The organism is Pseudomonas sp. CIP-10, assembly GCF_020911845.1.
Lineage (GTDB): Bacteria > Pseudomonadota > Gammaproteobacteria > Pseudomonadales > Pseudomonadaceae > Aquipseudomonas > Aquipseudomonas alloputida.
The window spans coordinates 2,625,136-2,649,660 of sequence record NZ_CP087160.1 but is presented as its reverse complement, the minus strand read 5'-3'; the positions used below and the strand labels follow the sequence as shown (position 1 = coordinate 2,649,660).

At 61.8% G+C, this 24,525-nt stretch carries 28 protein-coding genes and 2 pseudogenes; 27 read left to right on the top strand and 3 right to left on the bottom strand.

What is annotated here, in order from left to right; translation table 11 throughout:
* Positions 1-83: 83 nt before the first annotated feature.
* The 11 genes and pseudogenes from LMH93_RS12110 (at position 84) to LMH93_RS12060 (ending at position 8,136) form a co-directional block, all read left to right on the top strand.
* A pseudogene (locus LMH93_RS12110) lies at positions 84-265 on the top strand (hypothetical protein).
* Positions 266-279: 14 nt separating this feature from the next.
* Positions 280-485, top strand: a pseudogene (locus LMH93_RS12105) (hypothetical protein).
* Positions 486-1,023: 538 nt separating this feature from the next.
* Complete coding sequence (locus LMH93_RS12100) at positions 1,024-1,761, top strand: hypothetical protein (protein ID WP_230065240.1); 738 nt, start codon at positions 1,024-1,026, stop codon at positions 1,759-1,761.
* A 113-nt stretch (positions 1,762-1,874) separates the two neighbouring features.
* A complete protein-coding gene (locus tag LMH93_RS12095; RefSeq protein WP_012052631.1) occupies positions 1,875-2,090 on the top strand; it encodes an AlpA family transcriptional regulator in 216 nt (71 codons plus the stop codon).
* A 3-nt stretch (positions 2,091-2,093) separates the two neighbouring features.
* Positions 2,094-2,972 carry a ParA family protein gene (locus LMH93_RS12090; protein WP_230065239.1) on the top strand — a complete coding sequence of 293 codons (879 nt, stop codon included), beginning with the start codon at positions 2,094-2,096 and terminating at the stop codon, positions 2,970-2,972.
* A 14-nt stretch (positions 2,973-2,986) separates the two neighbouring features.
* Positions 2,987-4,525 carry a ParB family protein gene (locus LMH93_RS12085; RefSeq protein ID WP_230065238.1) on the top strand — a complete coding sequence of 513 codons (1,539 nt, stop codon included), beginning with the start codon at positions 2,987-2,989 and terminating at the stop codon, positions 4,523-4,525.
* Between the two features lie 16 nt (positions 4,526-4,541).
* Positions 4,542-5,093, top strand: coding sequence for a DUF2857 domain-containing protein (locus tag LMH93_RS12080; RefSeq protein WP_012052634.1), 552 nt, complete (start codon positions 4,542-4,544; stop codon positions 5,091-5,093).
* Positions 5,087-6,304: an STY4528 family pathogenicity island replication protein gene (locus LMH93_RS12075; protein ID WP_230065237.1), complete on the top strand. Its 1,218-nt coding sequence runs from the start codon at positions 5,087-5,089 to the stop codon at positions 6,302-6,304. Before LMH93_RS12080 ends, LMH93_RS12075 begins: the two co-directional genes overlap by 7 nt.
* A 151-nt stretch (positions 6,305-6,455) precedes the next feature.
* Positions 6,456-7,211: a PFL_4669 family integrating conjugative element protein gene (locus tag LMH93_RS12070; protein WP_230065236.1), complete on the top strand. Its 756-nt coding sequence runs from the start codon at positions 6,456-6,458 to the stop codon at positions 7,209-7,211.
* The gene (locus tag LMH93_RS12065) at positions 7,208-7,702 is read left to right on the top strand and encodes a DUF3158 family protein (protein ID WP_230065235.1); all 495 of its coding nucleotides are present in this window, start codon (positions 7,208-7,210) and stop codon (positions 7,700-7,702) included. Before LMH93_RS12070 ends, LMH93_RS12065 begins: the two co-directional genes overlap by 4 nt.
* 5 nt (positions 7,703-7,707) lie before the next feature.
* Entirely contained in the window at positions 7,708-8,136 is a 429-nt protein-coding gene (locus LMH93_RS12060) for a single-stranded DNA-binding protein (protein WP_230065234.1), read from the top strand.
* 94 nt (positions 8,137-8,230) lie between these two features.
* On the opposite strand, the gene LMH93_RS12055 is transcribed toward LMH93_RS12060, so the two are convergent.
* Entirely contained in the window at positions 8,231-8,458 is a 228-nt protein-coding gene (locus LMH93_RS12055; RefSeq protein ID WP_326839530.1) for a hypothetical protein, read from the bottom strand.
* 141 nt (positions 8,459-8,599) lie between these two features.
* Between LMH93_RS12055 and LMH93_RS12050 the strand changes: the two genes are divergently transcribed.
* The 13 genes from LMH93_RS12050 to LMH93_RS11990 all read left to right on the top strand — a co-directional run bounded on the left by LMH93_RS12050 (position 8,600) and on the right by LMH93_RS11990 (position 19,845).
* Positions 8,600-8,944, top strand: coding sequence for a helix-turn-helix domain-containing protein (locus tag LMH93_RS12050; protein WP_110159816.1), 345 nt, complete (start codon positions 8,600-8,602; stop codon positions 8,942-8,944).
* Positions 8,945-9,040: 96 nt separating this feature from the next.
* Positions 9,041-11,008, top strand: coding sequence for a DNA topoisomerase III (locus tag LMH93_RS12045; protein WP_230065232.1), 1,968 nt, complete (start codon positions 9,041-9,043; stop codon positions 11,006-11,008).
* A gap of 742 nt (positions 11,009-11,750) precedes the next feature.
* Positions 11,751-12,284, top strand: a complete 534-nt coding sequence (locus LMH93_RS12040) for an STY4534 family ICE replication protein (RefSeq protein WP_230065231.1) — start codon at positions 11,751-11,753, stop codon at positions 12,282-12,284.
* A gap of 67 nt (positions 12,285-12,351) precedes the next feature.
* On the top strand, positions 12,352-12,609 hold the full coding sequence (locus tag LMH93_RS12035; RefSeq protein WP_230065230.1) for a hypothetical protein: 258 nt from the start codon (positions 12,352-12,354) through the stop codon (positions 12,607-12,609).
* Positions 12,610-12,673: 64 nt separating this feature from the next.
* Positions 12,674-13,168: a JAB domain-containing protein gene (locus LMH93_RS12030; protein ID WP_230065229.1), complete on the top strand. Its 495-nt coding sequence runs from the start codon at positions 12,674-12,676 to the stop codon at positions 13,166-13,168.
* A 65-nt stretch (positions 13,169-13,233) separates the two neighbouring features.
* Positions 13,234-13,950: a DUF5983 family protein gene (locus LMH93_RS12025; RefSeq protein ID WP_230065228.1), complete on the top strand. Its 717-nt coding sequence runs from the start codon at positions 13,234-13,236 to the stop codon at positions 13,948-13,950.
* Between the two features lie 130 nt (positions 13,951-14,080).
* The gene (gene pilL2 / locus LMH93_RS12020; protein WP_230065227.1) at positions 14,081-14,596 is read left to right on the top strand and encodes a PFGI-1 class ICE element type IV pilus protein PilL2; all 516 of its coding nucleotides are present in this window, start codon (positions 14,081-14,083) and stop codon (positions 14,594-14,596) included.
* Complete coding sequence (locus LMH93_RS12015; protein WP_230065226.1) at positions 14,593-15,264, top strand: hypothetical protein; 672 nt, start codon at positions 14,593-14,595, stop codon at positions 15,262-15,264. The genes pilL2 and LMH93_RS12015 overlap by 4 nt, the downstream gene beginning before the upstream one ends.
* Positions 15,265-15,274: 10 nt before the next feature.
* Positions 15,275-15,994 carry a TIGR03759 family integrating conjugative element protein gene (locus LMH93_RS12010; RefSeq protein WP_230065225.1) on the top strand — a complete coding sequence of 240 codons (720 nt, stop codon included), beginning with the start codon at positions 15,275-15,277 and terminating at the stop codon, positions 15,992-15,994.
* On the top strand, positions 15,976-16,530 hold the full coding sequence (locus LMH93_RS12005; RefSeq protein WP_230065224.1) for a transglycosylase: 555 nt from the start codon (positions 15,976-15,978) through the stop codon (positions 16,528-16,530). The genes LMH93_RS12010 and LMH93_RS12005 overlap by 19 nt, the downstream gene beginning before the upstream one ends.
* Positions 16,527-16,946, top strand: a complete 420-nt coding sequence (locus LMH93_RS12000) for an integrating conjugative element protein (protein ID WP_230065223.1) — start codon at positions 16,527-16,529, stop codon at positions 16,944-16,946. The genes LMH93_RS12005 and LMH93_RS12000 overlap by 4 nt, the downstream gene beginning before the upstream one ends.
* 8 nt (positions 16,947-16,954) lie before the next feature.
* A complete protein-coding gene (gene traD, locus LMH93_RS11995) occupies positions 16,955-19,078 on the top strand; it encodes a type IV conjugative transfer system coupling protein TraD (RefSeq protein WP_230065222.1) in 2,124 nt (707 codons plus the stop codon).
* A gap of 38 nt (positions 19,079-19,116) precedes the next feature.
* The gene (locus tag LMH93_RS11990) at positions 19,117-19,845 is read left to right on the top strand and encodes a TIGR03747 family integrating conjugative element membrane protein (RefSeq protein ID WP_230065221.1); all 729 of its coding nucleotides are present in this window, start codon (positions 19,117-19,119) and stop codon (positions 19,843-19,845) included.
* Positions 19,846-19,995: 150 nt separating this feature from the next.
* Here LMH93_RS11990 and LMH93_RS11985 read toward each other — a convergent pair whose 3' ends face one another.
* Together LMH93_RS11985 and LMH93_RS11980 are read right to left on the bottom strand one after the other, a co-directional pair.
* On the bottom strand, positions 19,996-21,414 hold the full coding sequence (locus tag LMH93_RS11985; RefSeq protein WP_230065220.1) for a UvrD-helicase domain-containing protein: 1,419 nt from the start codon (positions 21,412-21,414) through the stop codon (positions 19,996-19,998).
* A complete protein-coding gene (locus tag LMH93_RS11980) occupies positions 21,404-23,137 on the bottom strand; it encodes an ATP-dependent nuclease (protein ID WP_230065219.1) in 1,734 nt (577 codons plus the stop codon). The genes LMH93_RS11985 and LMH93_RS11980 overlap by 11 nt, the downstream gene beginning before the upstream one ends.
* A gap of 432 nt (positions 23,138-23,569) precedes the next feature.
* On the opposite strand from LMH93_RS11980, the gene LMH93_RS11975 reads away from it, so the two are divergent.
* The 3 genes from LMH93_RS11975 to LMH93_RS11965 are packed head-to-tail and all read left to right on the top strand — an operon-like array spanning position 23,570 to position 24,524.
* Positions 23,570-23,905, top strand: coding sequence for an integrative conjugative element protein, RAQPRD family (locus LMH93_RS11975; RefSeq protein ID WP_230065218.1), 336 nt, complete (start codon positions 23,570-23,572; stop codon positions 23,903-23,905).
* Positions 23,892-24,131 (top strand): TIGR03758 family integrating conjugative element protein, encoded by a 240-nt coding sequence (locus LMH93_RS11970; protein WP_230065217.1) that lies wholly within the window; start codon positions 23,892-23,894, stop codon positions 24,129-24,131. Before LMH93_RS11975 ends, LMH93_RS11970 begins: the two co-directional genes overlap by 14 nt.
* Before the next feature lie 15 nt (positions 24,132-24,146).
* Positions 24,147-24,524: a TIGR03745 family integrating conjugative element membrane protein gene (locus tag LMH93_RS11965; protein WP_230065216.1), complete on the top strand. Its 378-nt coding sequence runs from the start codon at positions 24,147-24,149 to the stop codon at positions 24,522-24,524.
* Position 24,525: the final 1 nt, after the last annotated feature.

The following is a 24,525-nucleotide window of genomic DNA, read 5'->3' as shown; positions in this document are numbered from 1 at the left end:
TCGATAGCGGCCGTACAAATTCTCGATCTGCTCAAGTCTTGGCTCTAGCGACCTATAATGCGTCATCAACTGATCGGAGCATCGTGGTCGTAAAACGCACCTTCATTGGATTGGTCGAGGCTGGCGAGCCGCTGATAGAACTGAGGCTTCTGGTTTGCCTGAGCATGAGGTAGAACGTCTTCACCTATTGACGGACTCGCTTTATCAAGCCGTCATTGACTTCCAGCTTGTCAAAGCCGGCAAGCCACCGTCGACCATTCACTGAGGCGCCGTCACTAAATGACGCACAAAACGGCAGTCCTTTACCCTGACCACCCCATGTATACCGAGGCCGTGGACGCGTTGAAGCGGTACCACGAAGCGCAGGCTTCTGACTGTCCCGCCGAAGAGATCGAGCATCTGCGTCAAATTGCAGAATCGCAGTTTCAAGCTGTGAACGAAATCAGCTCAACGCCCTGGGTTGCCATTCTCGAAGGCCCCATTGATGAACTCGGCAGACGGGTTTTCCCGAGGAGCCATCCGTTCATCTGAACCAATCACTGATCGAACAATGCGCCAGCGCGCTAATGATTGTCCGTCCCTGTTCCAAGCAGATCCGCTAACCGCCGACTGATCATCGCGCCCTGACACTGAGGGTGCCCCGCGAACTCGTCCAAGGCTTACCGTCACGGCCTGCCCTACGCTACATTAGGTCAGATAAGCCACGGGTTATCCGACCCTATGATCGAACTGCATTGAGCGCGATGGTTGCAACAACGTTGCTGCAAATCCTCACTGTTCTCTCAGACTTCCTCGCCCCCAGACACGGCTGAATACATTTTATTGCGGAATGTTATTATTCCAGATTTCTCAGCGGCAAAACCTGTCGCGCCCAAAACAACCGCACTGAACATACCGAATGGTTGCAGGTCATCACCATTGGATCGTAAAGCGATCCAATGAAATCAGGCTCGCTCGACAGGGGCCCCAAACAGCAGCCCTCGCCAGCGATTCCAGGACGAACGCAGCAGGAGGCTGTGTGCCATGATCTCGATAAGAAGCTCTTACCATCCCATTGACGCCGCGATACTGTGGTGTGACCTCTCCGAGCACGAAAACGAAATTCTTCAGATAGACCTCTCCCAGCCAGGCAGCCTGCGAAAGCATTTTCCGCAGTGGCCAAATCTACACGACCACGTCGAGTGCATCTGCGATGCCATTCTCAGCGGCGAATTGCCTGCGACTTACTTAGGACATCCGATTACGTCAGATAGCCACGTAAATCGAGTTTACTACTCCATTCGGCGAGCCGATCTCCTGGTCTGGTTCGTACGCAACCACCCCGATCAGAAGCCAGCCTTTTTGTTTTCGCAAAACGTGGATCACTCAGAATGCGTCAGCCTGGATGCGCATTTGGCTAAGCAAGCCGAGCTCGACTTTGCCATGCATACGCTTGAGCAGTTGCAGCAAACCTATGCTGTCGCCGCTGATGAAATGGCTGCCCTCTCCACGCTCAACGACAAGCTGAAAGCGCGACTCGACTCACTTGGCATTCCGTCCGAGACTTCTGAAGCCATGCACGACAAGTTGATCGGCGCAATGCTCGCGACCACGCTCGGAAAAGACCAGTACGGCAAGATGCAATCGATCTATCCCAGCCAGGCTGCTCTGGTTCAAGCCATTCTGCTGCGATTTCCTGGGGTGGATGGCCTGAGCAAAAGTACCATTGATCGGCGATTTGCCGACGCACGCCGTCTTATAGCCCAGGTAGAACGGGGCTGACGCCGCATTGTCAGGCAATGCCCGGCATTGCCTGACAATGTTTTTCACCCTCTCTCGACCTTCACTAACTGTCACATCCCACCACGCGCCACTCGGCGCTACGGAGTGACATCATGCAAGCAACCACCGCTACCCCTCTGCCCACCGACCGCCACATCATGCGCCGCGATGAAGTGGAGCAGAAAACCGGCTTCAAGCGCTCGCACATCTACAACCTGATGAAAGCCGGCCAGTTCCCACAATGCCGACGCATCGGCACACGCGCCGTTGGCTGGGATTCACTGGAGATTGAACAGTGGGTCCAGGACCGACTGTCCACGGGGGACTAAGTCATGGACGTCCTCTCGTTGATTTCGACCAAGGGCGGCGCGGGCAAGACTACCGTCGCCGCCAATCTGGGCGGTATGCTCGCCGATGCCGGCCTTCGCGTCCTGTTGCTGGACCTGGACAGCCAACCGACGCTGTCCAGCTATTACGCCTTGTGCGAGTCCCGTGAGGCCGGCAGCTATGAACTGATCGCGCATCGGCTCACGGAGCCCGAGCAGGTGGTCTCTACAACCGTCATCCAGCACCTCGATCTGATCGTCTCCAACGACCGCGCCGGGCACATCAGCACCCTGCTGCTGCACGCCGCCGATGGCCGTCTGCGCCTGCGCAACCTGCTGCCCGCCTTCGAGGATCACTACGATGTGCTGATCATCGACACCCAGGGCGCACGCAGCGTGGTCGTGGAGATGGTCATCCTCGCCTCCGCTTGCGCGCTGTGCCCGGTGCCGCCGGAAATGCTCGTCGCGCGCGAGCTGCGCCGGGGCACGTTGAGCCTGTTCGAAGAGCTGGAACCCTATCGCTACCTAGGCGTAGCCCTGCCATCGGTGAAGCTGCTGCTTAACCAGGTCAACGCCAATCGCCGCGATACGCGCCTGATCATGCAAAGCCTGCAAGCCTCTTTTCAGTCTGATCCGCATGTCAGTGTCTGCAACACGGTAATCCCCGACCGTGTGGCGTATCCCAATGCCGCCTCGCTCGGCCTGCCTGTGCACCGCGTGGAGGCAACCTCTCCGCCCGGCAGTCGCAGCCCTTGCGCCGCTGAGGTCATGTGCGGCTTGGCCATAGAGCTGTTACCACAATGGGCCGAGCAGCTTGGTGCTCTCCCCACGCCTGCGTCTCGGCTCTCGGGTGCTGCCGAACACCAACTAATTCGTCGCGGCTGAGCGGAGGGAGAGTGATGAAGCCGCCAACCTCCGAAGACATCACGCGTCGACTGCAGCAGGCGCACTTTCCGCAGAAACATGGCCGCGACCTCGCAGCAGCCCCCGCCGGCGACACACCGATGGTGGTCAGCCTTGAGCAACTGCGGCCCTACGAGCTCAATCCGCGTGTGGTGCGCAATCCTTTGTATGACGACATCAAAGCCTCGATCCGCGAGCGCGGTCTGGATCAGCCGCCCGCCATCACCCGCCGTCCCGATGAAGCGCATTTCATCATCCGCAATGGCGGCAACACGCGCTTAAGCATCCTCGGCGAGCTGTGGCAGGAAACGCGCGAAGAGCGCTTCTTCCGTATCCATTGCCTATTCCGCCCTTGGCAGTCGGAAGCACATGCCTTGCTCGGGCACTTGGCCGAGAGTGACTTGCATGGCCAGTTGACGTTTATCGAGCGGACGCTGGCCGTGGCGAAGCTCAAGGACATGTTCCAGCACGGGGACGCCCACCTGACCCAGCGCGAGCTCGCGACGCGCTTGAGTGAGGGAGGCTATCCCATCTCGCAGTCACACATCAGCCGCATGTTCGACGCACTCGAGCACCTGCTCCCGGTCATCCCGCAGGTGCTTTATGCGGGCCTGGGTAAACCTGCCATCGAGCGCCTCATCAGCTTGCGACGGCGAGCGGAGTCGATCTGGAACCAGTACTTCGGCAGCCCCGAGCAGTTTCCGCTGTTGTGGTTCGAAGTCCTGTCAGCGTTCGACGGTGAAAAGCCCGAGCTGGACGCGAGTGAGCTGCAAGACGAGTTGATTGCCAGGATGGCAGTGAGTCTGGAGCAGACACCTCGTCTGTTGGCTCTGGAGCTGCATCAGGGACAACGTCTCTCGCTGCCTCCTGCTGACAGTATTTATGCCCCTCCAACCAGTCCAGCTGGCAAGCCTCCAGCGCCCTCGTCGACATCAGAACATCCACCGGACACGTTGACCACAGGGTCTAATCCCGAGCCAGAACAAGCTGCTGAAGCCCCCCTGCCACGGCAAGCACCACGCCTACCTGAAATACGCCAGGCGCTGGGTGACGAACCGTTGCCAGAGAAGCCCCAGGAAGAGCTCGAGGATACTCCGAGCCCGGTCGGCGCGGCCCCCTCACGCCCCGGGTCAATGGACGATCTCAGCACCTTGCGCGCGAGCTGCGCCACCCTGGCCGCCGACCTTGCCGCTTACGCAGACGCTGGCGGCATGATCAGCCCGCTCGCTGACGACCTGGGCTTCACCCTTTCACCGGGGCATGGCGAGCGACTCAACCCGCGGCACACCGGTATCCAGTTGCTGCTCTCGGCCCTGCTACGGCTGCAGGACGACGTGACCTGGAAGGAGCGCCAGCAGTTGCCGGCAGCGCTGTTTGGTCAGCTGCTGATCGGCGCCTACGACCTGCCCTTTAGCGACCGGCCTGCCCTGACGGTGGGTCTTGAACGACTTCCTGATGCCCAGCTGGAGCAGCTGTTCACGCTGATCCGCCACGCCCGGGAGTTGATCGAACTGATGCTGTCGTCCACTCGATAACGTGAGGAGCCACCTCATGAGCACGACTTTCAATCTGTTGAACCATGCCATGTTGAACCAAGTGCTGCATGAGCTGCGCCATGGCAGGTTACAGCGCTGCAAGGCCCTGGGCCTGGCCGATGAAGATATCGAGGTGCTGCAGTCGCTGCCGCCGACCACCTTGTCCCACCTGGCGCACTCGTCGATCGCCTGGGTCGAAGTGAAGGTCGACATCACCGTGTTGCGACGCCTGATTGTCCAGGCCGAGCGCGACGAGCAGAACGAACGCCTGATCAATCGCGCACTCAAGTTGGGCGCGAGCTCCAACATCATGTACCGCTGCTTTGGTCTGGACCATTCGGAAACTGCGCTGCGCCGCCGTGTGTTGAAAATCGAGACGCACCGCGGTCGGCCGGTCCAGCTCAGCGAAGCGCAGGAGCATGCCGTGTGGAATCGCTGGAGCCAGTTGCGCACGGAGGATCCGGACAACGATCCGCTGGACACCATGATGATGCTGGCCGAGGAACAACACATCAGCCTGACCCTGGTCTGGCAACAGGTCGAACTGTACGGAGGCACACCATGCTGAGCTTTTACGAGGTCGACTGGCAGGACGTGGTGCGTCAGTGCTACGACGCCCTTCGGCGCCGAAATGAGTGGTACGCAGCGCGGGGCAAACTGGCTGTCTCCACCGAGGAGCCCGCGGTGCGGACGATCTACTACGGCAACAATAACCCGCTGCCGCGGACCTTGCTGCTGGATCGCCGGCTGACGCCACTGGAGCGAAACACCTGGCAGGTGCTGCGCTGGTTGATCACCGAGCGTAAGGTCAAGACGCCACGCTATCAGGACCTGCAACCCTACCTGGCGACCAGTCCCTGCGGCGCTCAGGCTTCGCGGGAAACCATCGCCCGCGCGCTGAATGTCTTGCGCACCACTCGCTGGCTCAGTCTGGTGCAACGCTCACGCGATGCCAACGGCTGCCTGCGTGGCTGCGTCTATGTGCTGCACGGCGATCCGTTGACCGCAGCCGAGCAGTTGGAACTGGACACTGGCTACGCCGCGCTGCTGCAGCAGAACCTCTCTCATGCCACCAAAGGCGTCCGTGACGTGGCGCAGCATGTGATCGCCGAGATCCAGGCCGACCCGCAGGTGGCCCAACTCGACAAGGACAGGCTCGGCTCGCTGCCGCAGGTCCAACAGCAAACGCTGCCGCTGATGAGCGATGAACCAGCTACAAAGGATTCCGAACCTGGCGCACTCGACCCCGTTCGGAATTCTCCGGCTGGCGCAACCAATCCCGAACCCTGCGGCAATGCAGCGGAATTGGCTGTGGTTCGGAATACCGACGCTGGCCGTACAGTACAGAAAGACCAAAGCAAAAAACGTACGGTACTGGGGCAGGTGGAGTTTGGTCGAGCACGATGGCCCGAGGATTTACCGCTGACCCCGAACGAGCGGCGCATGGCCTCCCAGGCAATGCGCCAGCTCGAACCGGAACAGCAACAAGCGGTGATCAATGAAGCGGCGGTGCGCTGCGCCCGCGGTGAGATCCGCAAACCCGTCGCCTACCTGATGGGCCTGATCAAGCGCGCCTGCCAGGGCGAGTTCACCCTGTGGGCCGCGCGTATCGAGGAGAAGAAATCCTCGACCCCTCCTTCACGCTCAGCCAAGCCTGCGTTGGAGGAACCTCCTCGCGAGCGATCCAAACGCAACGGTCAGCGCACCGCGTCGCCACTTGCCCTCTCCTGCCTGGAGGAACTGAAACAACGTTGTCGAGGCATCACTGCGGCTACATAGGGCTGGAACTCGGTGGATTTAATGCCGATGCCATCGGTTCCAGGGAGATCCACTCTCGGGAAAATGCGAGCACTCCACCTTCAGGTTGATCCACATCGCCAGCCAAGGATCGGCTCATCGTCGGCGTCATTCCGACGGCGAGGTACTGGCGATGGTCGATCACTACCAACTCAACCTGGGCTCCCTGCGTAGCAGCATCACTCTGACCCTGCACACCCACCATGCGGCACGGCTATGGCAGGGACGCAGCGGCCGCGACGGGGTACACCCGATCCTGGGCATGCCTGGCTACATCAGCGTCACCAACCTGCTCAAGCATGCCAGCAGCCAGGGCGATCCGTACGCGGACTGGTTCATGCTGCAGCTGGAGGAAAAGCTGCTGCAGGCCAGGTTAGACATGGTCACGCTGACACAACAGATCAGCCGAGTGGAACGGGCCCTGCCCACGCAAGTCGATGTCGGCGACAACCTCAACATCCATCCCGTCACCCTGCCGCTGTTCATCGGCAGCCAGCTGGGCTTTCTCGCGATCTACCTGCTCACCGACTACGACACACTGGTCCGGCGGGTACTGCTCGCCCACCACACCGCGCTGATCGGCCGGGACAACATGGAATCCTGGATCGATGGCGGCGCGCATCTGCTGCGCAGCCTGTTCGGCCTAGCGCAACGCTACCGCTTGGCCGGAGTAAGTCGGGACGACATGGCCGCCAACAACGCCCGCGCCCGCGAAGCCATCGACAAGTTCGGTATCCTGCCGCAGGACATTCTCGAAGGGACGCGCCGGTCCCAGTTCGCCCCGCCGATCACCCGCAGCAACGCGCCCTCCGAGATCGAAGGCCCGAAACCGCCGGAAGCCGAGGAACAGCCTACAGCGGACATCCGGAACGATGGGGGTGAGGCATGACCCTGGCCGAAGCCATCGCGCGGCGTTTGTCAGCCGATGCCTATCGCGAGTTCGCACAAGGTGCCTCCCTAAAAGGCCTTTTAAAGCCTTTTAAGGGTAAGGGGGAGCTGCAGCAGTTCGCCGAGACGATCCTGCACCTGCGCACCCAGGTCGCCGAGTTGATGGCGGTGATGCTGGCGATCATGGCCCAGCCCCCCTTCTCGTTGCTGGACCTGCGCTTGGTCGTCCAGCACAGTGCGACGGGCACTGATTTCCTGCGCTGGCGCAGCCCAGACTTTCAGCGCATGGGTGTGCAGGTGTGGCAGGAGACGGTGGTTCAGCCGCGCCTGCATCCGGAACTGCGGCAGGCGTTGTATCAGTTGGAGACCAACCGCGTGGTGCTGAACCTGCAGATGAGCAGCCTGCAGTCGCTGTATCGCCAGGCCATCACTGGTGCCAGCAAGCTCGAGGCCGCCGAGCTCGCCCTAATCCGTTCCCCCACCGAGGAGTAACCTGCATGAGTACTTTGTTTGTTGGTGAAGGCAACATCGGCAGCGTTCCGGAGTATCAGGAGTTCAACACCAACCCGGATGAGCCGCGCCGCCTGCTGCGGCTGAATGTCTATTTCGACAACCCGGTACCACGGGAAGGCGGCTACGAGGATCGCGGCGGCTACTGGGCGCCCGTCGAGCTCTGGAACCGCGACGCCGAACACTGGGCCACGCTGTACCAGAAAGGCATGCGCGTTCTGGTTGAAGGGCGCACGGTCAAGGAGGAATGGGAGGACAGCGAGGACAACGCGCGCGTGACATTCAAGGTGGAGGCGCGGCGCATCGGCATTCTGCCGCACCGCCTGGCCTCGGTGACCATGCGCGAGAAAGCCAGCGACAACGCCAGCACTTCGCGTACGGGGGGAGGCAAGAAAGCGCCACGCAAGTCCGGATAAGTGCGTGGTACTCAGTGGAATTACCGCCTGCAGCGCGGTACCACTGGAGCGATGTAGACGGCTCTGCGGGCAACACCGGCTGCTGCCGTTTGATTCACTCTCGCCGGGCGCTCTTACGCCGCTCACTTTCCAGCATTTGCTTCACTTCCGCCAAGTACTGGTCCAGGGCAAGGAATGCCCGCCAGTGCAGCGGACTTTCCTGGACCCAGGCAATCAACCGGGCGCGAGCCTGCTCCTTGTCCGGTTCCAGATGGGTGGCCATGAACAGCTCATAGGCCTTGATCGCTAACGCATCTGCCTCACTCTGGTGGGTTTCGTGCAAGTTTGTTGCCTCCGTGGTGACGGTCGAGTCATCCATCTTTTTCCGGTGATACGCCTCAATAGGTTGTTAGTCAACCTTTAGAGTCGTTCATATCTTTGGGGTGCTGTTCGACCATATAAGTCGAATTGGAGAGTGCCCCCATTGCCCGTGAAAGAGCCTAGTCCACATCACATTGGTCGCCAGCTGGCGAAGTATCGTCGTGCCCGGCATTTGACCCAGGCGCAGGTCGGCGAGCACCTGCAGATCTCCGGCGAAGCGGTGTCGCGCCTGGAGCGAGGCTTCGTTGAGCTCTCGGTATCCAAGCTGCTGCAATTGGCCGACTTGTATGGCTGCCCGGCCGATGAACTGCTGCTGGCGATCAGCCCTCGGCCGCAGGACCTGGGCGTGCAGATCAACTCGATCATCAAGGAGCTCGATGAGGCGGATAAGCAGTTCGCCCTAGAGTCTCTGAAAACGCTGGCAAGCCACCTCGCGCAACGCAAGTAACACCCGCCGTCGATATGAACGCGGCACCTTCGGATTTACCCTGGCGCTTCGCGACCACACCCCCACCCTGTCGGTACCCACCGAGAGGGCACGTTTATGCGCCTGTACATCTGCGAGAAACCATCCCAAGCCCGCGACATCGCCCGGGTGCTGCAGGCCAGCAATCGCGGTGATGGCTGCCTGAGGGGTCAAAACCTCACCGTCACCTGGTGCGTCGGTCATCTGCTGGAGACCGCGCCGCCTGAAACCTATGGCGACTACAAGCGATGGTCGCTGGACGACTTGCCGATCATTCCCAGTCAATGGAAATTGGTGTCCAAGCCCAAGGTCGCTGGCCAGCTCAAGGCGATTAGCCAGCTGCTGCGCACCTGCAGCGAAGTGGTGATCGCTACCGACGCCGACCGCGAAGGCGAAATGATCGCCCGGGAGATCCTCGAGCGCTGCCAGTACCAAGGGCCAATCTTGCGCCTGTGGCTCTCCGCGTTGGACGACGTGTCGATTCGTCGGGCCTTGAACGCCTTGCGTCCTGGGGAGCAGACCTTGCCGCTGTACCACTGTGCGCTCGCCCGTTCCCGTGCCGATTGGCTGGTCGGCATCAACCTAAGCCGGCTGTTTACCCTGCTCGGCCGCCGGGCCGGTTTCGATGGAATGCTGCCAGTAGGCCGTGTACAGACGCCAACCCTGCGCCTGGTGGTCGAGCGCGACCGAGCGATCGCGAGCTTTGTGCCGCAGCCATTCTGGACCGTCGATGCGCACCTGGAACAGGGCGAGATCCGTTTTCACGCGCGCTGGCAGGCCCCGACCGCGGTCAGCGATGCGGTTGGACGCTGTATCGACGAAACCACCGCGCAGCAGGCGCTCAGGCGCCTCACGCAAGCCCGCAGCGCGCAGATCGACAGCGTCGAGGTCGAGCGCGTGCGTGAAGGTCCACCGCTGCCGTTCGACCTGGGCACACTGCAGGAGATTTGCTCGGCCAAGCTCGGGCTCGGTGCACAGGAGACCCTTGCCACCGCCCAGGCCCTGTATGAAACCCACAAGGCGACGACCTATCCGCGCAGCGACTGCGGCTACTTGCCGGAGAGCATGCTCGATGAGGTGCCGCGCGTGCTCCACGCCCTGGCCGCCGCTGCACCATCGCTGGGGGCAGTTCTCAAGGAAGTTGACCCCAGCCGCCGCTCACGCGCCTGGAACAGCAGCAAGATCACCGCACACCACGGCATCATTCCCACCGCCGTCGCGCTGGACTTGGCGCAGCTCTCCGAGCGCGAGCGGGCGGTTTACACGCTGATTCGCGCCCGCTACCTCGCACAGTTCATGCCCGAACACGAGTACCTGAAAACCCAGGCGCTGCTGCACAGCCAGGCAGACCAACTGGTGGCGCGCGGCAAACAGATCCTGGTCCGAGGCTGGAAGGCGGTGATCAACGAGGCCGACGGTAACGAGCCGGCCGAACAGGCGCAGCGATTACCCACGTTGCGTGAATCCGCGACGGTGGCGCTGATCGACGCCACGCTCAACGCACAGCGCACACAACCGCCCAAGGCGTACACCGAAGGCACGCTGGTCAAAGCGATGAAGACCATCGCCAACCAGGTGGCCGATCCGCGCCTGAAGCAGAAGCTCAAGGACAGTTGCGGGCTCGGTACCGAGGCCACCCGCGCAGCCATCATCCAGGGCCTGATCGATCACGGTTACGTGACCAAGAAGAAACGCAGCCTGGCTGCCTCCGCCGCGGCGCATACCTTGATCGAGGCGGTGCCGCCGGAGGTGGCCGACCCGGTGATGACCGCGCTGTGGGAGCAGGCGCTGGACCGCATCGAATCGGGCCAGCTGAGCGTCGAGATTTTTCTCGCCAAGCAGGCGGAATGGCTGACTCGACTGGTGCGCAGTAACGCCACGCTCACCCTGCGCCCGCCCCCCAGCAAAGGGCCCTTCTGCCCGGTGTGCCGCAGCGCCATGCGCCAGCGCAAAGGTCGCACTGGCAGCTTCTGGTCGTGCATCCGCTACCCCGAGTGCAAGGGCACCAAACCGGTGGCGAAATCCAAACGGGCGAAAAAAGCATGACTTGACGTCGCATCGCAGCGCTGGTGTAGTGATCTGGCCCCTCGCCGCTTGGCGACCTAGACCGATTCGCTCCGGGCAGCTCGGTCAGACTCCTGGAGTTCGGAGCCACACTTCAGCGCATCTGCGGATGACTTCTCAGCGTTACAAGTTTCCCAGGCGGATGACCCGTACGGCTTGTACCAGGCCATAGGGGTCATCCGCTTCGGCGACGATGCTCAGCTCCGGTGCCCGCCGGCGAAACACTGGGCACCTTTTGTGCGCGGATGCGTGCCAGTTGATTCCGACCCAGGCCACGACAAGGGTCGGTTGATTCAGGTGGATCGGCAGTGGAGGTCTGCGACGGACTTCGGTGCCACATCGCCGGGTCAAGGGTGGTCCAACTCCTCCTAGCCTGATGACCGTCGGGCTATTTTTTCGCCGCCGACAATCCACTGAAAGCCACCCAATTCCGCCCGCTCAGACCGCCTGCAGATCACGGTTGACGGGCCTTATGCGGCGTTTTATAGATGAGCTGCACCTCGCTGTCGTTGACAGCACCCAGGTAGCCAGGACCTTCAAGGCTACGCCCGTTTCGGGTGGTTCTCCCCGAAAGTGCGACTCGCGCTCGGCAGCTCGCACGGTCACCGCCCCATCGGTGATGAGCGCTTTCTCGACCGATCGTGTGTTTGCACCTCCCCTTGCGGAACTCACCAGCCGCCAGGGCCGGTGGATGTCCGCGTTTCTGCTGAACAGGAGCTCCATCATGACTACTGCAAGCAATAACGCCCCCACCACCTACTTCAACCTGCACACCCAAGGCATCGGTTACCTGAACCGTGTTCGCGAAGTCCCGGTTCGCCGCGGCCAAGCGTTCATGGCCTGTGACATCGCTGCGTTGCACGGTGCCTCGGACGACGTCGAGTACACCCGCTTCGACTGCAAGGTCGCTAGCGGTGAAGCCGACCGGCTGATCCGTGAACATCTGGACGACGTCCGCGCGGAACGCAAGGTCCTCATCGCGTTTCGCATCGGCGACCTCTGGGTCGATCCCTTCATGTACGAGAAAGGCGAACGCAAGGGACAACCTGGCGCCAGCCTCAAAGGCCGCCTGATCTTCATCGAGTGGATCAAGGTCGATGGGCAGTTCAGCTACCGTGCGCCGGCTCGCACCGACGCTGCCGCCGCCCCTGAGGCTGCTGAAGCAGCAGAGTCGGAACCGGCGGACAGTGACGCTGACCAAGGCCAGCCAACCCCACCCACAGCACGTAAATCCACCGCCGCACGTCAGTCTGCCTGAGGCAGATTGGCCGCCCGCAGCAGGCGCTCTTAGGAGCGCCTGTTGTTCATGCACCTCGGAGGTCGCCATGGAAAGCTTCTGGCTCTGTGAGGACTGCCTGCAGGCGGTCGCCTACGACGACTTCAGTGCGCTGTCGCTGTACTACAGCGAGGCTGAAGTCGAGCAACGCGTTGCCCACATGCGCACCCAACTGCAAGCCCTGCTACCGCTGAGCGCCGATTTCGATCCGCAGACCGGCGCCGGTATCGAGGCCTTCTCGATGCAACCGTGCGAGGGCTGCCTAAGCCCGCTGCACGGCACTCGACATCGCTTTACGCGCCTTTGATCACACACCTAACCCGGCCTGGGACACGCCCCCAGGGGGCGCTCCATCTCTCGAGGAATTGCCCATGAACACCGCCTTGAACCTGGTCGACCCGCTCGATCCCGTACTGGCCCAACGCACCCGTGAGGATGCGCTGATCAGCGAGGCCTTGCAGCTACTGGACCAGCGTCACTTCCAGCGCGGCGAGGTGCTGATAACCCCAGCCGATGCCGCGGCCTACTTGAAATTGCAGCTCGCCCCCTACCACCACGAGGTGTTTGCCCTGCTTTGCCTGGACTCGCGCCACCGTGTGCTGAGCTTCGACATTCTCTTCACCGGCAGCATTGACGGCGCCTCCGTGTATCCCCGCCAGGTGGTCATCAAGGCACTCGAACACAATGCCGCCGCCGTGATCTTCAGCCACAACCACCCCTCCGGCTGCTCGGAACCGAGCGGCGCCGATCGGGTGCTCACCACCCGCCTGACCGAGGCTTTGGCCCTGGTCGAAGTATGCGTCCTGGACCACATCATCGTCGGCGAAGGCACTCCGCTTTCGTTGGCCGAGTACGGCTGGATCTGACAGCCCACCTTGCCCAGGAGGTCACCGCCCGTTTGGGGTGACCTCGGCGTTTTCGGAGAACCACCATGCAGCCTTCCCTGCCCAATCCGTTTCTTCGCGGTTTCCAAGACCTGCACTATGAACGTGTCCTGCAGATCAGCTATGCCGACGATTGCCCACCGTGCTACCGCGCGCTGCACCCAGCTCAGAACGAGCTGCCAAATGAAGCCATCAACCTGCAGCCGTGCCTGTTCGATGACGACGTCGCGGTGATCACCGACGGTGTATGCGTACCCGAGTTTGTGCGCATGCGCTGCCCGGCCGATGGCCTGGTGAACACGGTGCTCTACCAGATCATGGGCAATCAGCTCGGACGCTCGATGCATATCGGCGACCTCGGCAACGTCGAGGCTGCGGGAAACCTGATTGAGCAACTGTCCTTTGCCACCGGACACTACAGCCGCAGCTGGGAAATCAGCAGCGCACACCTGCCCGCAGACGAGTTCGAGTACCTGCAGGTGCGCGCTTGGTGTAATTCACCGGCGGGCTTTTTCGAGTGCTTCGAGCTCAGCAGCAGCCATGCCGTCGGCTGCAAGCTGTATTCGACGCCTTGGGTAGCAGACATTGAAGCCGGCGGCAGCAGCTGCAGCGCCGACGAAGTCAGTGCGCGGATGCTCACTGACCGTGTCCCTCCAGTGATACTCCAGCTGCTCCTACTGGCAGGTCAGGCGGACATTCGCCTGTTGATCTTTGATCCTGACGCCGCACCTCTCTCGGAACTACCGCTATTCACCAAAGAATGACCAAGGCGCCCTCCCGGGCGCCTTTTTTGTGATGCCCGACAGAAAAGCTGGCTCGCCGGATTCGGTTTTCCAGTGGGGACTCGCCTCGTGTCTTCGCCATGGTATCGGCAATATTCGTCGAGACCCAGTCATGCACACACCCACACTCTCCACCCTCGGACTGATGATCGCCCTGGCGGGCTGCAGCACGCCGCCACCGCCTCCGGCCCCGGCTCCCGCAGCACCACCCGCGTTGCCGGCGGCATCGCCCAAGCCGAAAGCCAAGCTTCCGGCCTGGGTCCGCCAGGATCGTTACACCTTGGTCACCACCCGGCCGACGCTGGAGCAGCGCCAGCCGCTGTATCAATTGGTCAACGTACAAATTGCGCCAGCCCTGCATGCCACCGTCGGTGAAGCCCTGCATCACGTGCTGCAACGCTCGGGCTACACGTTGTGTGCCGATAGCGCTGAGGTGGATCGCTTGTTCCGTCGCCCGCTGCCCGCGGTACAGCACCAGCTCGGACCGATCTCGCTGCTGGACGCCCTGACCATCATCGGCGGCCCAGCCTGGCGACTCGACATCGATCCGGTCGAACGGACCGTGTGCTACGCCCTGCGCGTGCCGTCGCCTGCACCTCCCTTCTCGACCCTGGAGATTGCGCCATGAAGGTCCTCCATTTTCAGGCCCTGGTGGTCGGTGCCCTGTGCCTGGGCGCCGCCGTGCTCGCCGCTGAAACCTACAACCATCATCAGCAATTGGCCGAGCTTGAGGCTGACGCCCGCAATGCTCCAGCCGATCCAGCGCCGGCCTTGCGCCGCGATATCGGTGCATTGAGTGCCAGGCTCGCAGCGCTGCAGCCGCAGGTCGTGGCGTTGGGCGAGGCGCAAGGTCGACACACTGCGGCGCAGACCGCCCTCGGCCAGCAGCAGGATGAGCTGGCCGTCTCGCTCAAGACGCTCCAGGCAGCACCGCCAGGTCCAAGCAGCAACGATCTGAAGGCGCTGGAACAACGGCTGGCCACGGCAGAGGCCACGCTCGAGAAACTGTCGACCCGCCCTTCTGCGCCTGCAACGGCCAATACGCAACCGCAGGCCTACAGCGGTGAGAAAGCCAAGTCCAAGCCTCTGGCACCGCCCTTCACCCTGCTGGGTATCGAAACCCGAGGTGACGTCAGGTTCGTGGCTGCCCTGCCCGCCGGCGCCCATTCGCTCACAACCGTGCACTTGCTACAGCCTGGCGACAGCTTGAACAGCTGGCAGTTGCGCGCAATCCGCGCGCACCAGGTGGTGTTCCATGTCCCGGGGCATGGCGACCACACACTGCCCCTGCCGTGAAGAGGTGATTATGGCTCGGTTCTCCCGCCTTTCGCTCCTCCTGCTCCCCGCCTGTCTATTCGCAGGACTGGCGTGGAGCGCGCCAGAACTGGTTGACTCGGCCCCGCAGTTCAGCGAACAGACACTGTTGGATCGGCAGCCATCCGCTACGGCTCGGGCCAAGGCCTGGGGGCTGACGGAGGATGAGTGGGCCAAGTTCGAGCGCTTGCAGGCTGGGCCCCGCCACTACTGGTCGCCGCAGCTCGACCCGCTCACCACCCTCGGCGTGGAAACCGACTCGGACCAGGAACGGCAACGCTACGCCGAGCTGCAGGTCCGTCTCGAGGCCAAGCGCGCCGAGCGCGAGTTGGCCTACCAGAAGGCCTACACCGCCGTCTGGGCACGACTGTTCCCGGGCATGCTGCCCGTGCAGGGCATGGCCGACGATCCAGCGGCTACCCCCGCTGGCCGCTTTGCCCTGTTTGTGGAGGAACGCTGCCCGCCCTGCGTCGCCAACACTCAGCAATGGCTGCGTGGCGGCGCGCACCTCGATGTGTACCTGGTCGGCAGCCAAGGTGACGATACGCGTCTACGCCGGTGGGCTCGGAGCGCGGGTATTACCCCCGCCCAGGTCAGCAGCGGCCAGGTCACTCTCAACCATGACCGTGGCCGCTGGTTCGCCCTGGGCGCTAGCCGCCCCTTACCGGCGCGCTACCAGCAGGTGGACGGGAAATGGCAGCGCATCGACTGATCCTCGCGCTGGCCTTGACCGGCGCCACGGCCGTTCACGCCGACGCGCTGCCGCCGCCGGCGTATCAACTGGCGGCCGCACGCGCCGGCATCCCCGCCTCAGTGCTGTTCGCCATCACCCTACAGGAGAGCGGTACGCCACTGCGGGGTCACCTCATGCCCTGGCCTTGGACCCTGAATGTTGCTGGCACACCGCAGCGTTTCGCCCACCGTGATGAGGCGTGTGCCGCACTCCAGCAGGCGCTGATCCGCCACGATCCCAAGCGCATCGATGTCGGTCTGGGCCAGACCAACCTCGGCTACCACCCAGACCGCTACCGCAGCGCCTGCGATGCCCTCGATCCACGCGCCAACCTGGCCGTGACTGCCGAGCTGCTGCGCGCCCACTATGCCGACAGTGGTGACTGGGTCGTGGCTGCAGGGCGCTATCACCGACCTGCCGGCGGTAAACCTGCAGCGCGCTACCGCCGACAGTTCAGCCAGCACTGGCAACGTGTGCAAGCGGTCGTGGCATCTCCAAGAGGGCCGCAGCCATGAACCGTCGATGCTGGGTAACGTTGTGTACGTGCCTGTGTTGGACGGTTGGCTCGCTCGCAGCCCCAAGCCAGCTGCCCGATCCCCGCGCGCTGACATGGGCCCTTCCCGTACACAGCACACGCCTTTCACCCGGTGCCGTGTCGCCAAGGGCATTGACCCTGCCAGGGTTCACGCCACTGTTCCTGGTCGGGCACGACGCGGCGTCACTGGAATGGTTGGCCCAGCATGCACAGAGGCTGCAAGACCTGGGCGCCAGCGGCCTGGCGGTTGAAGTGGCCGACGCCCAGGCTTTGCGCCGCATCCAGGCGGCAGCCCCGGGGCTAGACATCTGGCCGGTGAGTGGCGACGACATCGCCGAGCGCCTGGAACTGCAGCACTACCCAGTGCTGATCACGCCCACCAGCCTGGAACAGTGAGGTACACCATGGGCGAGCATGCGATGGAATCCCTGCTGCGCCCTGCGGTGGAGCTGTACACCGTGGGCATCTGCGCCGGTGCCGGCGCGCTGTGCCTGCACTCGCCCTGGGCGGTGGCCCTGTCCCCCGAGGTCGGAGCAGGCATGGCCCTGGCCTATACCGCGTTCGGCCTGAAGCGGCTTAACGAGGCGCGGATCGTCCTGCGCTATCGGCGCAATATCCGCCGCCTGCCGCGCTATTCGCTGACCAGTCGCCAGATTCCGGTGAGCGGCAAGCGCCTGTTCATGGGCCACGGCTTTCGCTGGACCCGCCTGCACACCCAGCGTCTGCTCGAGGCGCAGGACCCGGCGCTGGCCCGCTACGTCAATCAATCGGCTGCCCACCAGTGGGCGCGGCGGATGGAACACCTGCTGGAGAAGGCCCCGCCCGGGCTGTCACTGCTGCCCCGCCTGACCGCCTGGGACAGCCCATTCAACCCCGTGCGTCCACTGCCACCGGTGGGTGGCTCACCGCTGCTGCATGGCGTCGAGCCGAAGGAACAGGAAGCCAGCTTGCCACTGGGCGAACGCGTCGGCCATACCCTGGTGCTGGGTACCACGCGGGTCGGCAAGACGCGTCTGGCCGAGGTGTACATCACCCAGGACATCCATCGACCGAGCCAGGAAGTGGTCATCGTCTTCGACCCCAAGGGCGATGCCGACCTGCTCAAGCGCATGTACGTGGAAGCCCGCCGCGCCGGCCGCGAGCACGAGTTCTACGTGTTCCACCTGGGCTGGCCGGAGATTTCCGCCCGCTACAACGCCATCGGCCGCTTCGGCCGCATTTCCGAAGTCGCCACCCGCATCGCCGGCCAACTGAGCGGCGAAGGCAACTCGGCGGCGTTTCGCGAGTTCGCCTGGCGCTTCGTCAACATCATCGCCCGAGCGTTGATCGAGCTCGGCCGGCGCCCTGACTACCTGCAGATCCAGCGGCACGTAGTGAACATCGATGCGCTGTTCATCGAGTACGCTCAGCACTTCTTCGCCCGCCATGATCCGCAGGCATGGGAAGCAATCGTGCAGATCGAAGGTCGCCTGAACGAAAAGAACATCCCCCGGCATATGATCGGCCGAGAAAAGCGCGTGGTCGCCATCGAGCAGTACCTGACCGCCAAGCGCATCTTCGATCCGGTGATGGACGGCCTACGCTCAGCCGTGCGCTACGACCGCACCTACTTCGACAAGATTGTGGCCTCGTTGCTGCCACTGCTGGAAAAGCTCACCAGCGGCAAGACCGTACAACTGCTCGCCCCCAACTACACCGACCTCGACGATCCGCGGCCGATCTTCGACTGGCTGCAGGTCATCCGCAAACGCGGCATCGTCTACGTCGGTCTGGATGCGCTATCCGATGCCGAAGTGGCGGCTGCCGTCGGCAACTCGATGTTTGCCGACCTGGTTTCGGTCGCTGGTCATATCTACAAGCACGGCATTGACCACGGGCTGCCAGGCTCCTCCAGCGCCGCGGACAAGGTGCCGATCAACTTGCACGCCGACGAATTCAACGAACTCATGGGCGACGAGTTCATTCCACTGATCAACAAGGGCGGTGGCGCCGGTATCCAGGTCACCGCCTACACCCAGACCTTGAGCGACATTGAGGCGCGTGTCGGCAACCGGGCCAAGGCCGGCCAGGTCATCGGCAACTTCAACACCCTGCAGATGCTGCGCGTGCGGGAAACCGCCACCGCCGAATTGCTGACCAATCAGTTGCCCAAGGTCAATGTGCAGACCCGAACCCTGGTCTCTGGCGCGACGGACACCGCCGATCCTGATGCCCGCACTGACTTCACCTCCTCCTCGCAGGACCGGGTTACCACGACCGCCGTGCCGCTGATTGAACCCGCGCACATCATCGCTTTGCCCAAGGGGCAGATGTTTTCGTTCCAGGAGGGCGGACAATTGTGGAAGGTGCGCATGCCGCTACCGAAGCCGGCTAGCGACGATGCGATACCGGCGGATCTGCAGACCCTGGCTGCGCGCATGCGCGAGTCCTACAACGCCAACGCAGGGTGCTGGTGGAGCAGCGCTGGCGGGGCACCAACGGTCAATTTCGATCCCGAGATGCCTCCACCAGGGCGCAGGCACTCCTAATGAGCGTGCCGTGAGCAACCGAGTACTGTGGAGCCCATATGCCGACCACCCCAGCCAGTCCACTTGCTGCTCAACGACGTCCGGGGCTCATCTTTGGCTTGCTCGAACTGAGTCTGCGGCTACTCGGCCTGCTGTTCGCTTCGCTGATCTTCTCCATCGTGCTGGAGTTCGTGGGGATGCTCTGGTTCTGGCCCGAGCAGGGCTGGCATCACAGCCATGCCATGTGGCTGAATGAGCTCGGCTGGCTCAGCAATCACTTCAAAAATTCATTACTCGTGCAAGAGCCGGCACAAGCGACGGCGAAGGTACTCGAACGCCTGAACGACTGGGTCGTAGTGCGCTCCGGATGGGCGCATTCCGATACCCAGCTGAAGCTGCTCAGTCACGAGACGTCATTGCAGGGGCAGTTCGCGCAGGCATATGTGCTAGTGCAGGACTACCTGCTGGCGGCTCTGTTCACGGTCTTCACTTTCGTAGTAAGACTGGCAGTGCTCACTTTAGCCACCCCTCTGTTCATGCTCGCGGTGATCACCGGCGCGGTCGATGGTTTGATACGTCGCGACCTGCGCAAGTTCGGGGCGGGCCGGGAGAGCAGTTTTGTGTACCATCGGGCGAAGCGGACACTGCTGCCGCTGATGGTAAGCCCTTGGGTGATCTACCTCTCCCTTCCCTTATCGGTGAATCCCATTTGGGTCCTACTGCCATGCGCTGCAGTGCTTGGATGGATGGTTGCAGTCACGGCTGCTACTTTCAAAAAATACCTTTGACTGTCCGCTGTCGAACCAAAGCTACCCTCGGCGTGGAGCAGTAAACGGCCATTAGCTGCCTCTAACAATGTCTTCTTTTTGGCGCTTTTACCGGTATCTGCCAATTAGGCCTCGACGGGCACGTCCGTTTGATTTCTCTTAGTTCGATCTCTATTGCGGGACGAGTCGCGGCGTAGCAGAACACACTACCAATCGGCTCGAGCCGCGCGTCATCGCCACGTAAAGATGACGAGCATCCATGTTCTCAGGATTGGGAATCACCGCAACCTGTGCCTCCAATCCCTTCAATAGCAAGGTACTACCAATAGCGCGCCGAGCTAGTTGTCGGCTCTCATGACGATTGCGCTCGCGCTCTCGGATTGTGGCCTCCACAAAGGTGCAACCACCTCCGGCTGCAGTCTCCATAGCTCGCAGGCAGCCATACAGCACCTCGGGGCGATATACTCGCGCGTGCTCTTGGCGCATCAAGGCTCTAAGCGCTTCTGTGGCCAGCTGAAAGGTTGGAGTCGCGGCGAATGCCACCAATGCGGCCTCCGCCGGAGTAGGCAGAGTGCGAGCAGAACCACGTCGCAGGATGTCCAGGCGTGGCAGTAATCCAGCAGCGCCGACTTGCGTTATCGTCTCGGCGGCAAAATTGACGAGTTGAGTAGAAGCGTCCGCTGCCTGCAAGTCGAATCTCCGGCCAAAGCTTGTGAGGTCCCCTAGATCTACGGGTTCGACGGCAGTAGCACCAGGGGTCTGACTGGCCATTTGTCTGCGTCCTCGGGTGTTGCGGCTGTCGCCTATCACCAGGACTTGCCCTTCGGGTGTTACTGACCTCGTAAGTGCTGCCGCCATGCGCTGACGGTCGGCTGTGGAGGGGAGCAATTGAATCCAGTTGACCTCGGCAGGCGCGTGGTCCAGGTCGATGCTCCCGCCTGCTTGCAGCACCCGCCGGCAGTCCAGAAGCCACTCACCAAACCCGCGGGTACCTGCGTTTATCCAACGCCATGGTTGATTCAACTCACCGATGAGCGGGAACTGCTGGAGCACGTGTCCATCCCAGTCCACCAGTTGGTTGCCTGCAAAGCCGAAGATGGCCTGCATAGGATCACCCAGCACGCAAGTAGGTAGTACCGCAGCGAGTGCGGTGACCAAGGTGTGCTGCACCAAGTTGCAGTCTTGGTACTCGTCGACGAGCAAGTGAGCATAAGTTGCCGCCAGGGTATCGCTCACATGCCCCGCTTGAACCAAGGTGCAGGCTGCCAAGCGGATTGCGGGATAGTCAGTGCCTGGATTTCTCAGTTCAAGAATGGCGGCAGGTATGCCGCTTCGCTCTGGGAAGATACCGACCAAGCGCATGGCAAAACCGTCGAGGGTCGCCACGCGATACCCGGACGCTGGAACGTTGGCGCGTTGCATGCGCTGGCGTAGTGCGGCCACACCCGCGTTGGTATGGGTCAGAATAAGAACAGGTTTGGCGCTGGTATGCCGGGTCAGCGTGTCCGCGATGAGTTGTGTCTTGCCACAGCCGGCTGGCGCCGTCACGGTTCCGCTGCGGAAGGCGAACAAATCGTACTCAGGCAGCATGGGCCCACCCGAATAACTGGCGGATTAAGGCAGTAAACCCAGCTTCCGTAGCTTGGTAGTTGGGGCCGACAATTTCCCGGGCAAGGATCTCGAATTTGGTTAGAGACTTGTACCAGCCGTTCTTTCGGTTCCGGGATGTCAGGGCCAACAGCAAACGCACTTCAGGAGAGTAGGGGTGCTGTTGTTGGCGTAGCTGCAGGATGTCGTCTAGGGAATTGCGTCCCTGAGATTGCGTACTGATATGCGCGGCTACTAGTTCTCTATCGAGAAACTCCACGGCACGCTGGAGCATGGTGTCTACTGCAGCATCCGGTAGGCTGAGGAACAGTTCATCTTCCAGGGCCCGCCCCTCCCGCCATGTAATAAACTCCCCTCCGGCCGCGCGATAGGCTTCTACGAGCTCAGGAGTCGGGGGCTTGTCAGCATCGATAAGAACCATCACACGGTAACCCAGCTTAAGTAGAGTAAGGCCTCGAACAAAGCACCGGTCCGGCTCACCTCCCCCCACGTTTACATAGGCGGTACCTGCAGCGAGAAGTGAGCGGTAGTTCTGCGCCGTCCAGTACTGATCCAATCCTCTAATGAGCCCGACTTCACTGGCTCCTTCGCAAACGATAACGCTGCGAGCGAGAAACGCTTCCGGATCCATTCTAATGGTGCTCTGCACATCGTCTTCGACACCCACCTCAAGCACATGGTGAGTGCCGTCTTGTGCCTTTCGGACTACGAAAATTTGGTCGCCTCGAAGCTCCCTGACTGCCACCGGTGAGTGAGTTGTCAGGAAGGCCTGCAGCGGTGATGGAGATTCCTTGGCACCCAATGAGTCGAGCAGTCGGACGAGCCTGTGCGGCTCAAGCCCATACTCGACTTCGTCCACCAGAGCAATTGAGGCGCGCTGCGCAGCTGCTCGCTGTAATCCAGCTACCAATAACCGTGAAGAGCCCGTGCCCAACGAACGCAGTGGCACCCCCCGCTCATCGTGTAAGGCAATGGCGCCGTCGCTGATGGAGACAGTGTGGGCATCCAGTAGGGCTTGTGCCTGCGCTCCGACGGGAACGCCTAAGGCGGTTGCCTTCTCGGTGACGATTCGCAGCGTTTCAGCCAGTTGGGCTCCTGCCTGATTGCCGAACGTGGCACGCGCCTCACGAGATGCGTTAGCAAGCTCTGCGCCTAGATTGGGGCGTTCTTCTGTGAGTCGGTTGAGTACGGATCCACGAGTCCACGACAGATTGGAGTTGGCGTAGGTGCCCAGTCGTGCAGGCGCCAACAACAATCGATCTTTCCATGCGATGCTGCGTTCTTGGCCTAAGGCTTGGGCGCGCTCGGACACTAACGTCCAGGTTGGTTCGAGTTCGCTGTCCACCATCAGGCGTAGAGAAAGTACGGTTTCGAACCCTTGCAGTGGTTCAGCTTGTAGTTGGCCGGTTGTGCTATCGAACGCTTGCAGGTACTGCCCATAGACATCCAGGTTCTTCAGCGTGTCTGGTAGCTGGCCCAAGGTCAGCGTGATCTGTATGGGTTGGCTCACGTCGAGGCCGAAGAAATCGGTATCCCCCAACGTAATGTTTCGCCGGGCACCAAGACACAAGTCAATAGCATCCAAGATGGTGCTCTTGCCACTATCGCCAGGACCAATTAAGCAATTCAGGCCTGGCGACGGAAGCCAGGTGAGTGACCGTATCGACCTGAAATTCTGAATTTCAATCTTGCGAATCCGAACCACGCACCACCTCCTTGATGACATGTCCTGCTCCGTCATGGCGGTGTAGTTGATCGCTACATGAAAGGCAGTCTGACGGGCGCTAAGCCTTCCACTATAGACCCAAGCATATCTGGTTCAAGCAACGAAACATCGGCTGAGTTGTCAGGAGAATCTCGGTTGCACTCGAACTCGCCTTGAGCCGGCAGTCCGCTTATGGCCGTTAGCTGCCGTCCATGAAGGGCAGCTATGGGCCGATAGCAGCCGGTTGTGAGTGGCCGTTATCGAACAACTCGGTCATTTGTGAGTAGTTCGTAGCCGATCAAATAAGGTGAGCCCAGTGGCACTCATTGCAACATTCGGTTCTAAAGCGAAGGCTCGCAGATCCCTTTAATCCAAGCCAAAAGCTGTCTGATTCCTCAGGGTGAATGCCAGTTGCTCCGGCTGGATTTCGCCATGAAGACCACTTCTTCCTCCCTGCTACTTGTCTGCTTGTTGTCGCTCGGTGTCACGGCTCAAGACGCGCCCGAGCGCTCGGATCTCGGCCTGGTGCAGCGGCAGATCACTTCCATCGAACTGTTGGCCGACCGCGCAAGCAGCAGCTCAGTCGATACCGCAGGTGCCCGCTATCGCTTCGATTATTCAAAGTTCGCAGCGGACCTCGAGCGTGTGCGTAAAAGCATCCAAAAATACCTGTCGCCCTCGCGTGCGCAGCCAGCTGATCTGGTCGATCTGACCGGTGATTATCGTGCTGAAGCCCCACACTCGAGTCCCTCCCATGAGCATGACTGACGCACAACTTAGCGCGTTCTCTGCCGTGGCCGGGTTCACCCCGCAGCTCAGTTCGGTGCTGTGGCGCTCATCGGTGCTGGTACTCGCCTTGCTCTGGTGCACCTGGGCCCTGTGGACCGGCTACCGCGGCTGGGCGGCCGGCAACCTCAATTTCGGTGCGCTAGGCGGCAGCACGCTACGCCTAGCCCTCGCCGTGATCGTGTTGATGTTTTTCATGCTGTCGTAATCAGGAGTCCTTGCCATGAACCTCTCCCGTCGTTGCCATCGCCCGCTCGATCTGTTGCGGGAGTCCTGTTCCCGAGTCCTGTTCGGTGTCCTGGTGCTGCTGAGCTCGACGGTGGCTTGGGCTGACCTACCGACCATGGAGGCGCCCTCCCGCGGCGAAGGTTCGGGCCTGATCGACACCATCAAGAACTATGCCTACGACGGCGGCATCCTGCTCGGTCTGTTGATCGCCACCCTCGCCTTCCTGGGCGTGGCCTGGCATTCGCTCACCGTCTACGCCGACGTGCAGAACCAGCGCAAGACCTGGAAGGACCTCGGCGCCGTGGTCGGCGTCGGCGCGCTGTTGGTGGTGGTGATCCTGTGGTTCCTCACCAAAGCCGCGACGATCCTGTGAG

What these genes read in the sequence shown, in the direction of transcription:
- pilL2 (WP_230065227.1), top strand. Translation starts at nt 14,081, where the DNA reads ATGCACACACCCACACTCTCCACCCTCGGACTGATGATCGCCCTGGCG.
- LMH93_RS12005 (WP_230065224.1), top strand. Translation starts at nt 15,976, where the DNA reads ATGGCAGCGCATCGACTGATCCTCGCGCTGGCCTTGACCGGCGCCACG.
- LMH93_RS12075 (WP_230065237.1), top strand. Translation starts at nt 5,087, where the DNA reads ATGCTGAGCTTTTACGAGGTCGACTGGCAGGACGTGGTGCGTCAGTGC.
- LMH93_RS12040 (WP_230065231.1), top strand. Translation starts at nt 11,751, where the DNA reads ATGACTACTGCAAGCAATAACGCCCCCACCACCTACTTCAACCTGCAC.
- LMH93_RS11970 (WP_230065217.1), top strand. Translation starts at nt 23,892, where the DNA reads ATGAGCATGACTGACGCACAACTTAGCGCGTTCTCTGCCGTGGCCGGG.
- LMH93_RS11965 (WP_230065216.1), top strand. Translation starts at nt 24,147, where the DNA reads ATGAACCTCTCCCGTCGTTGCCATCGCCCGCTCGATCTGTTGCGGGAG.
- LMH93_RS12015 (WP_230065226.1), top strand. Translation starts at nt 14,593, where the DNA reads ATGAAGGTCCTCCATTTTCAGGCCCTGGTGGTCGGTGCCCTGTGCCTG.
- LMH93_RS12095 (WP_012052631.1), top strand. Translation starts at nt 1,875, where the DNA reads ATGCAAGCAACCACCGCTACCCCTCTGCCCACCGACCGCCACATCATG.
- LMH93_RS11975 (WP_230065218.1), top strand. Translation starts at nt 23,570, where the DNA reads ATGAAGACCACTTCTTCCTCCCTGCTACTTGTCTGCTTGTTGTCGCTC.
- LMH93_RS12045 (WP_230065232.1), top strand. Translation starts at nt 9,041, where the DNA reads ATGCGCCTGTACATCTGCGAGAAACCATCCCAAGCCCGCGACATCGCC.
- LMH93_RS12085 (WP_230065238.1), top strand. Translation starts at nt 2,987, where the DNA reads ATGAAGCCGCCAACCTCCGAAGACATCACGCGTCGACTGCAGCAGGCG.
- LMH93_RS12035 (WP_230065230.1), top strand. Translation starts at nt 12,352, where the DNA reads ATGGAAAGCTTCTGGCTCTGTGAGGACTGCCTGCAGGCGGTCGCCTAC.
- LMH93_RS12090 (WP_230065239.1), top strand. Translation starts at nt 2,094, where the DNA reads ATGGACGTCCTCTCGTTGATTTCGACCAAGGGCGGCGCGGGCAAGACT.
- LMH93_RS12070 (WP_230065236.1), top strand. Translation starts at nt 6,456, where the DNA reads ATGGTCGATCACTACCAACTCAACCTGGGCTCCCTGCGTAGCAGCATC.
- traD (WP_230065222.1), top strand. Translation starts at nt 16,955, where the DNA reads ATGGGCGAGCATGCGATGGAATCCCTGCTGCGCCCTGCGGTGGAGCTG.
- LMH93_RS11990 (WP_230065221.1), top strand. Translation starts at nt 19,117, where the DNA reads ATGCCGACCACCCCAGCCAGTCCACTTGCTGCTCAACGACGTCCGGGG.
- LMH93_RS12080 (WP_012052634.1), top strand. Translation starts at nt 4,542, where the DNA reads ATGAGCACGACTTTCAATCTGTTGAACCATGCCATGTTGAACCAAGTG.
- LMH93_RS12030 (WP_230065229.1), top strand. Translation starts at nt 12,674, where the DNA reads ATGAACACCGCCTTGAACCTGGTCGACCCGCTCGATCCCGTACTGGCC.
- LMH93_RS12065 (WP_230065235.1), top strand. Translation starts at nt 7,208, where the DNA reads ATGACCCTGGCCGAAGCCATCGCGCGGCGTTTGTCAGCCGATGCCTAT.
- LMH93_RS12025 (WP_230065228.1), top strand. Translation starts at nt 13,234, where the DNA reads ATGCAGCCTTCCCTGCCCAATCCGTTTCTTCGCGGTTTCCAAGACCTG.
- LMH93_RS12000 (WP_230065223.1), top strand. Translation starts at nt 16,527, where the DNA reads ATGAACCGTCGATGCTGGGTAACGTTGTGTACGTGCCTGTGTTGGACG.
- LMH93_RS12010 (WP_230065225.1), top strand. Translation starts at nt 15,275, where the DNA reads ATGGCTCGGTTCTCCCGCCTTTCGCTCCTCCTGCTCCCCGCCTGTCTA.
- LMH93_RS12100 (WP_230065240.1), top strand. Translation starts at nt 1,024, where the DNA reads ATGATCTCGATAAGAAGCTCTTACCATCCCATTGACGCCGCGATACTG.
- LMH93_RS11985 (WP_230065220.1), bottom strand. Translation starts at nt 21,414, where the DNA reads ATGCTGCCTGAGTACGATTTGTTCGCCTTCCGCAGCGGAACCGTGACG.
- LMH93_RS12060 (WP_230065234.1), top strand. Translation starts at nt 7,708, where the DNA reads ATGAGTACTTTGTTTGTTGGTGAAGGCAACATCGGCAGCGTTCCGGAG.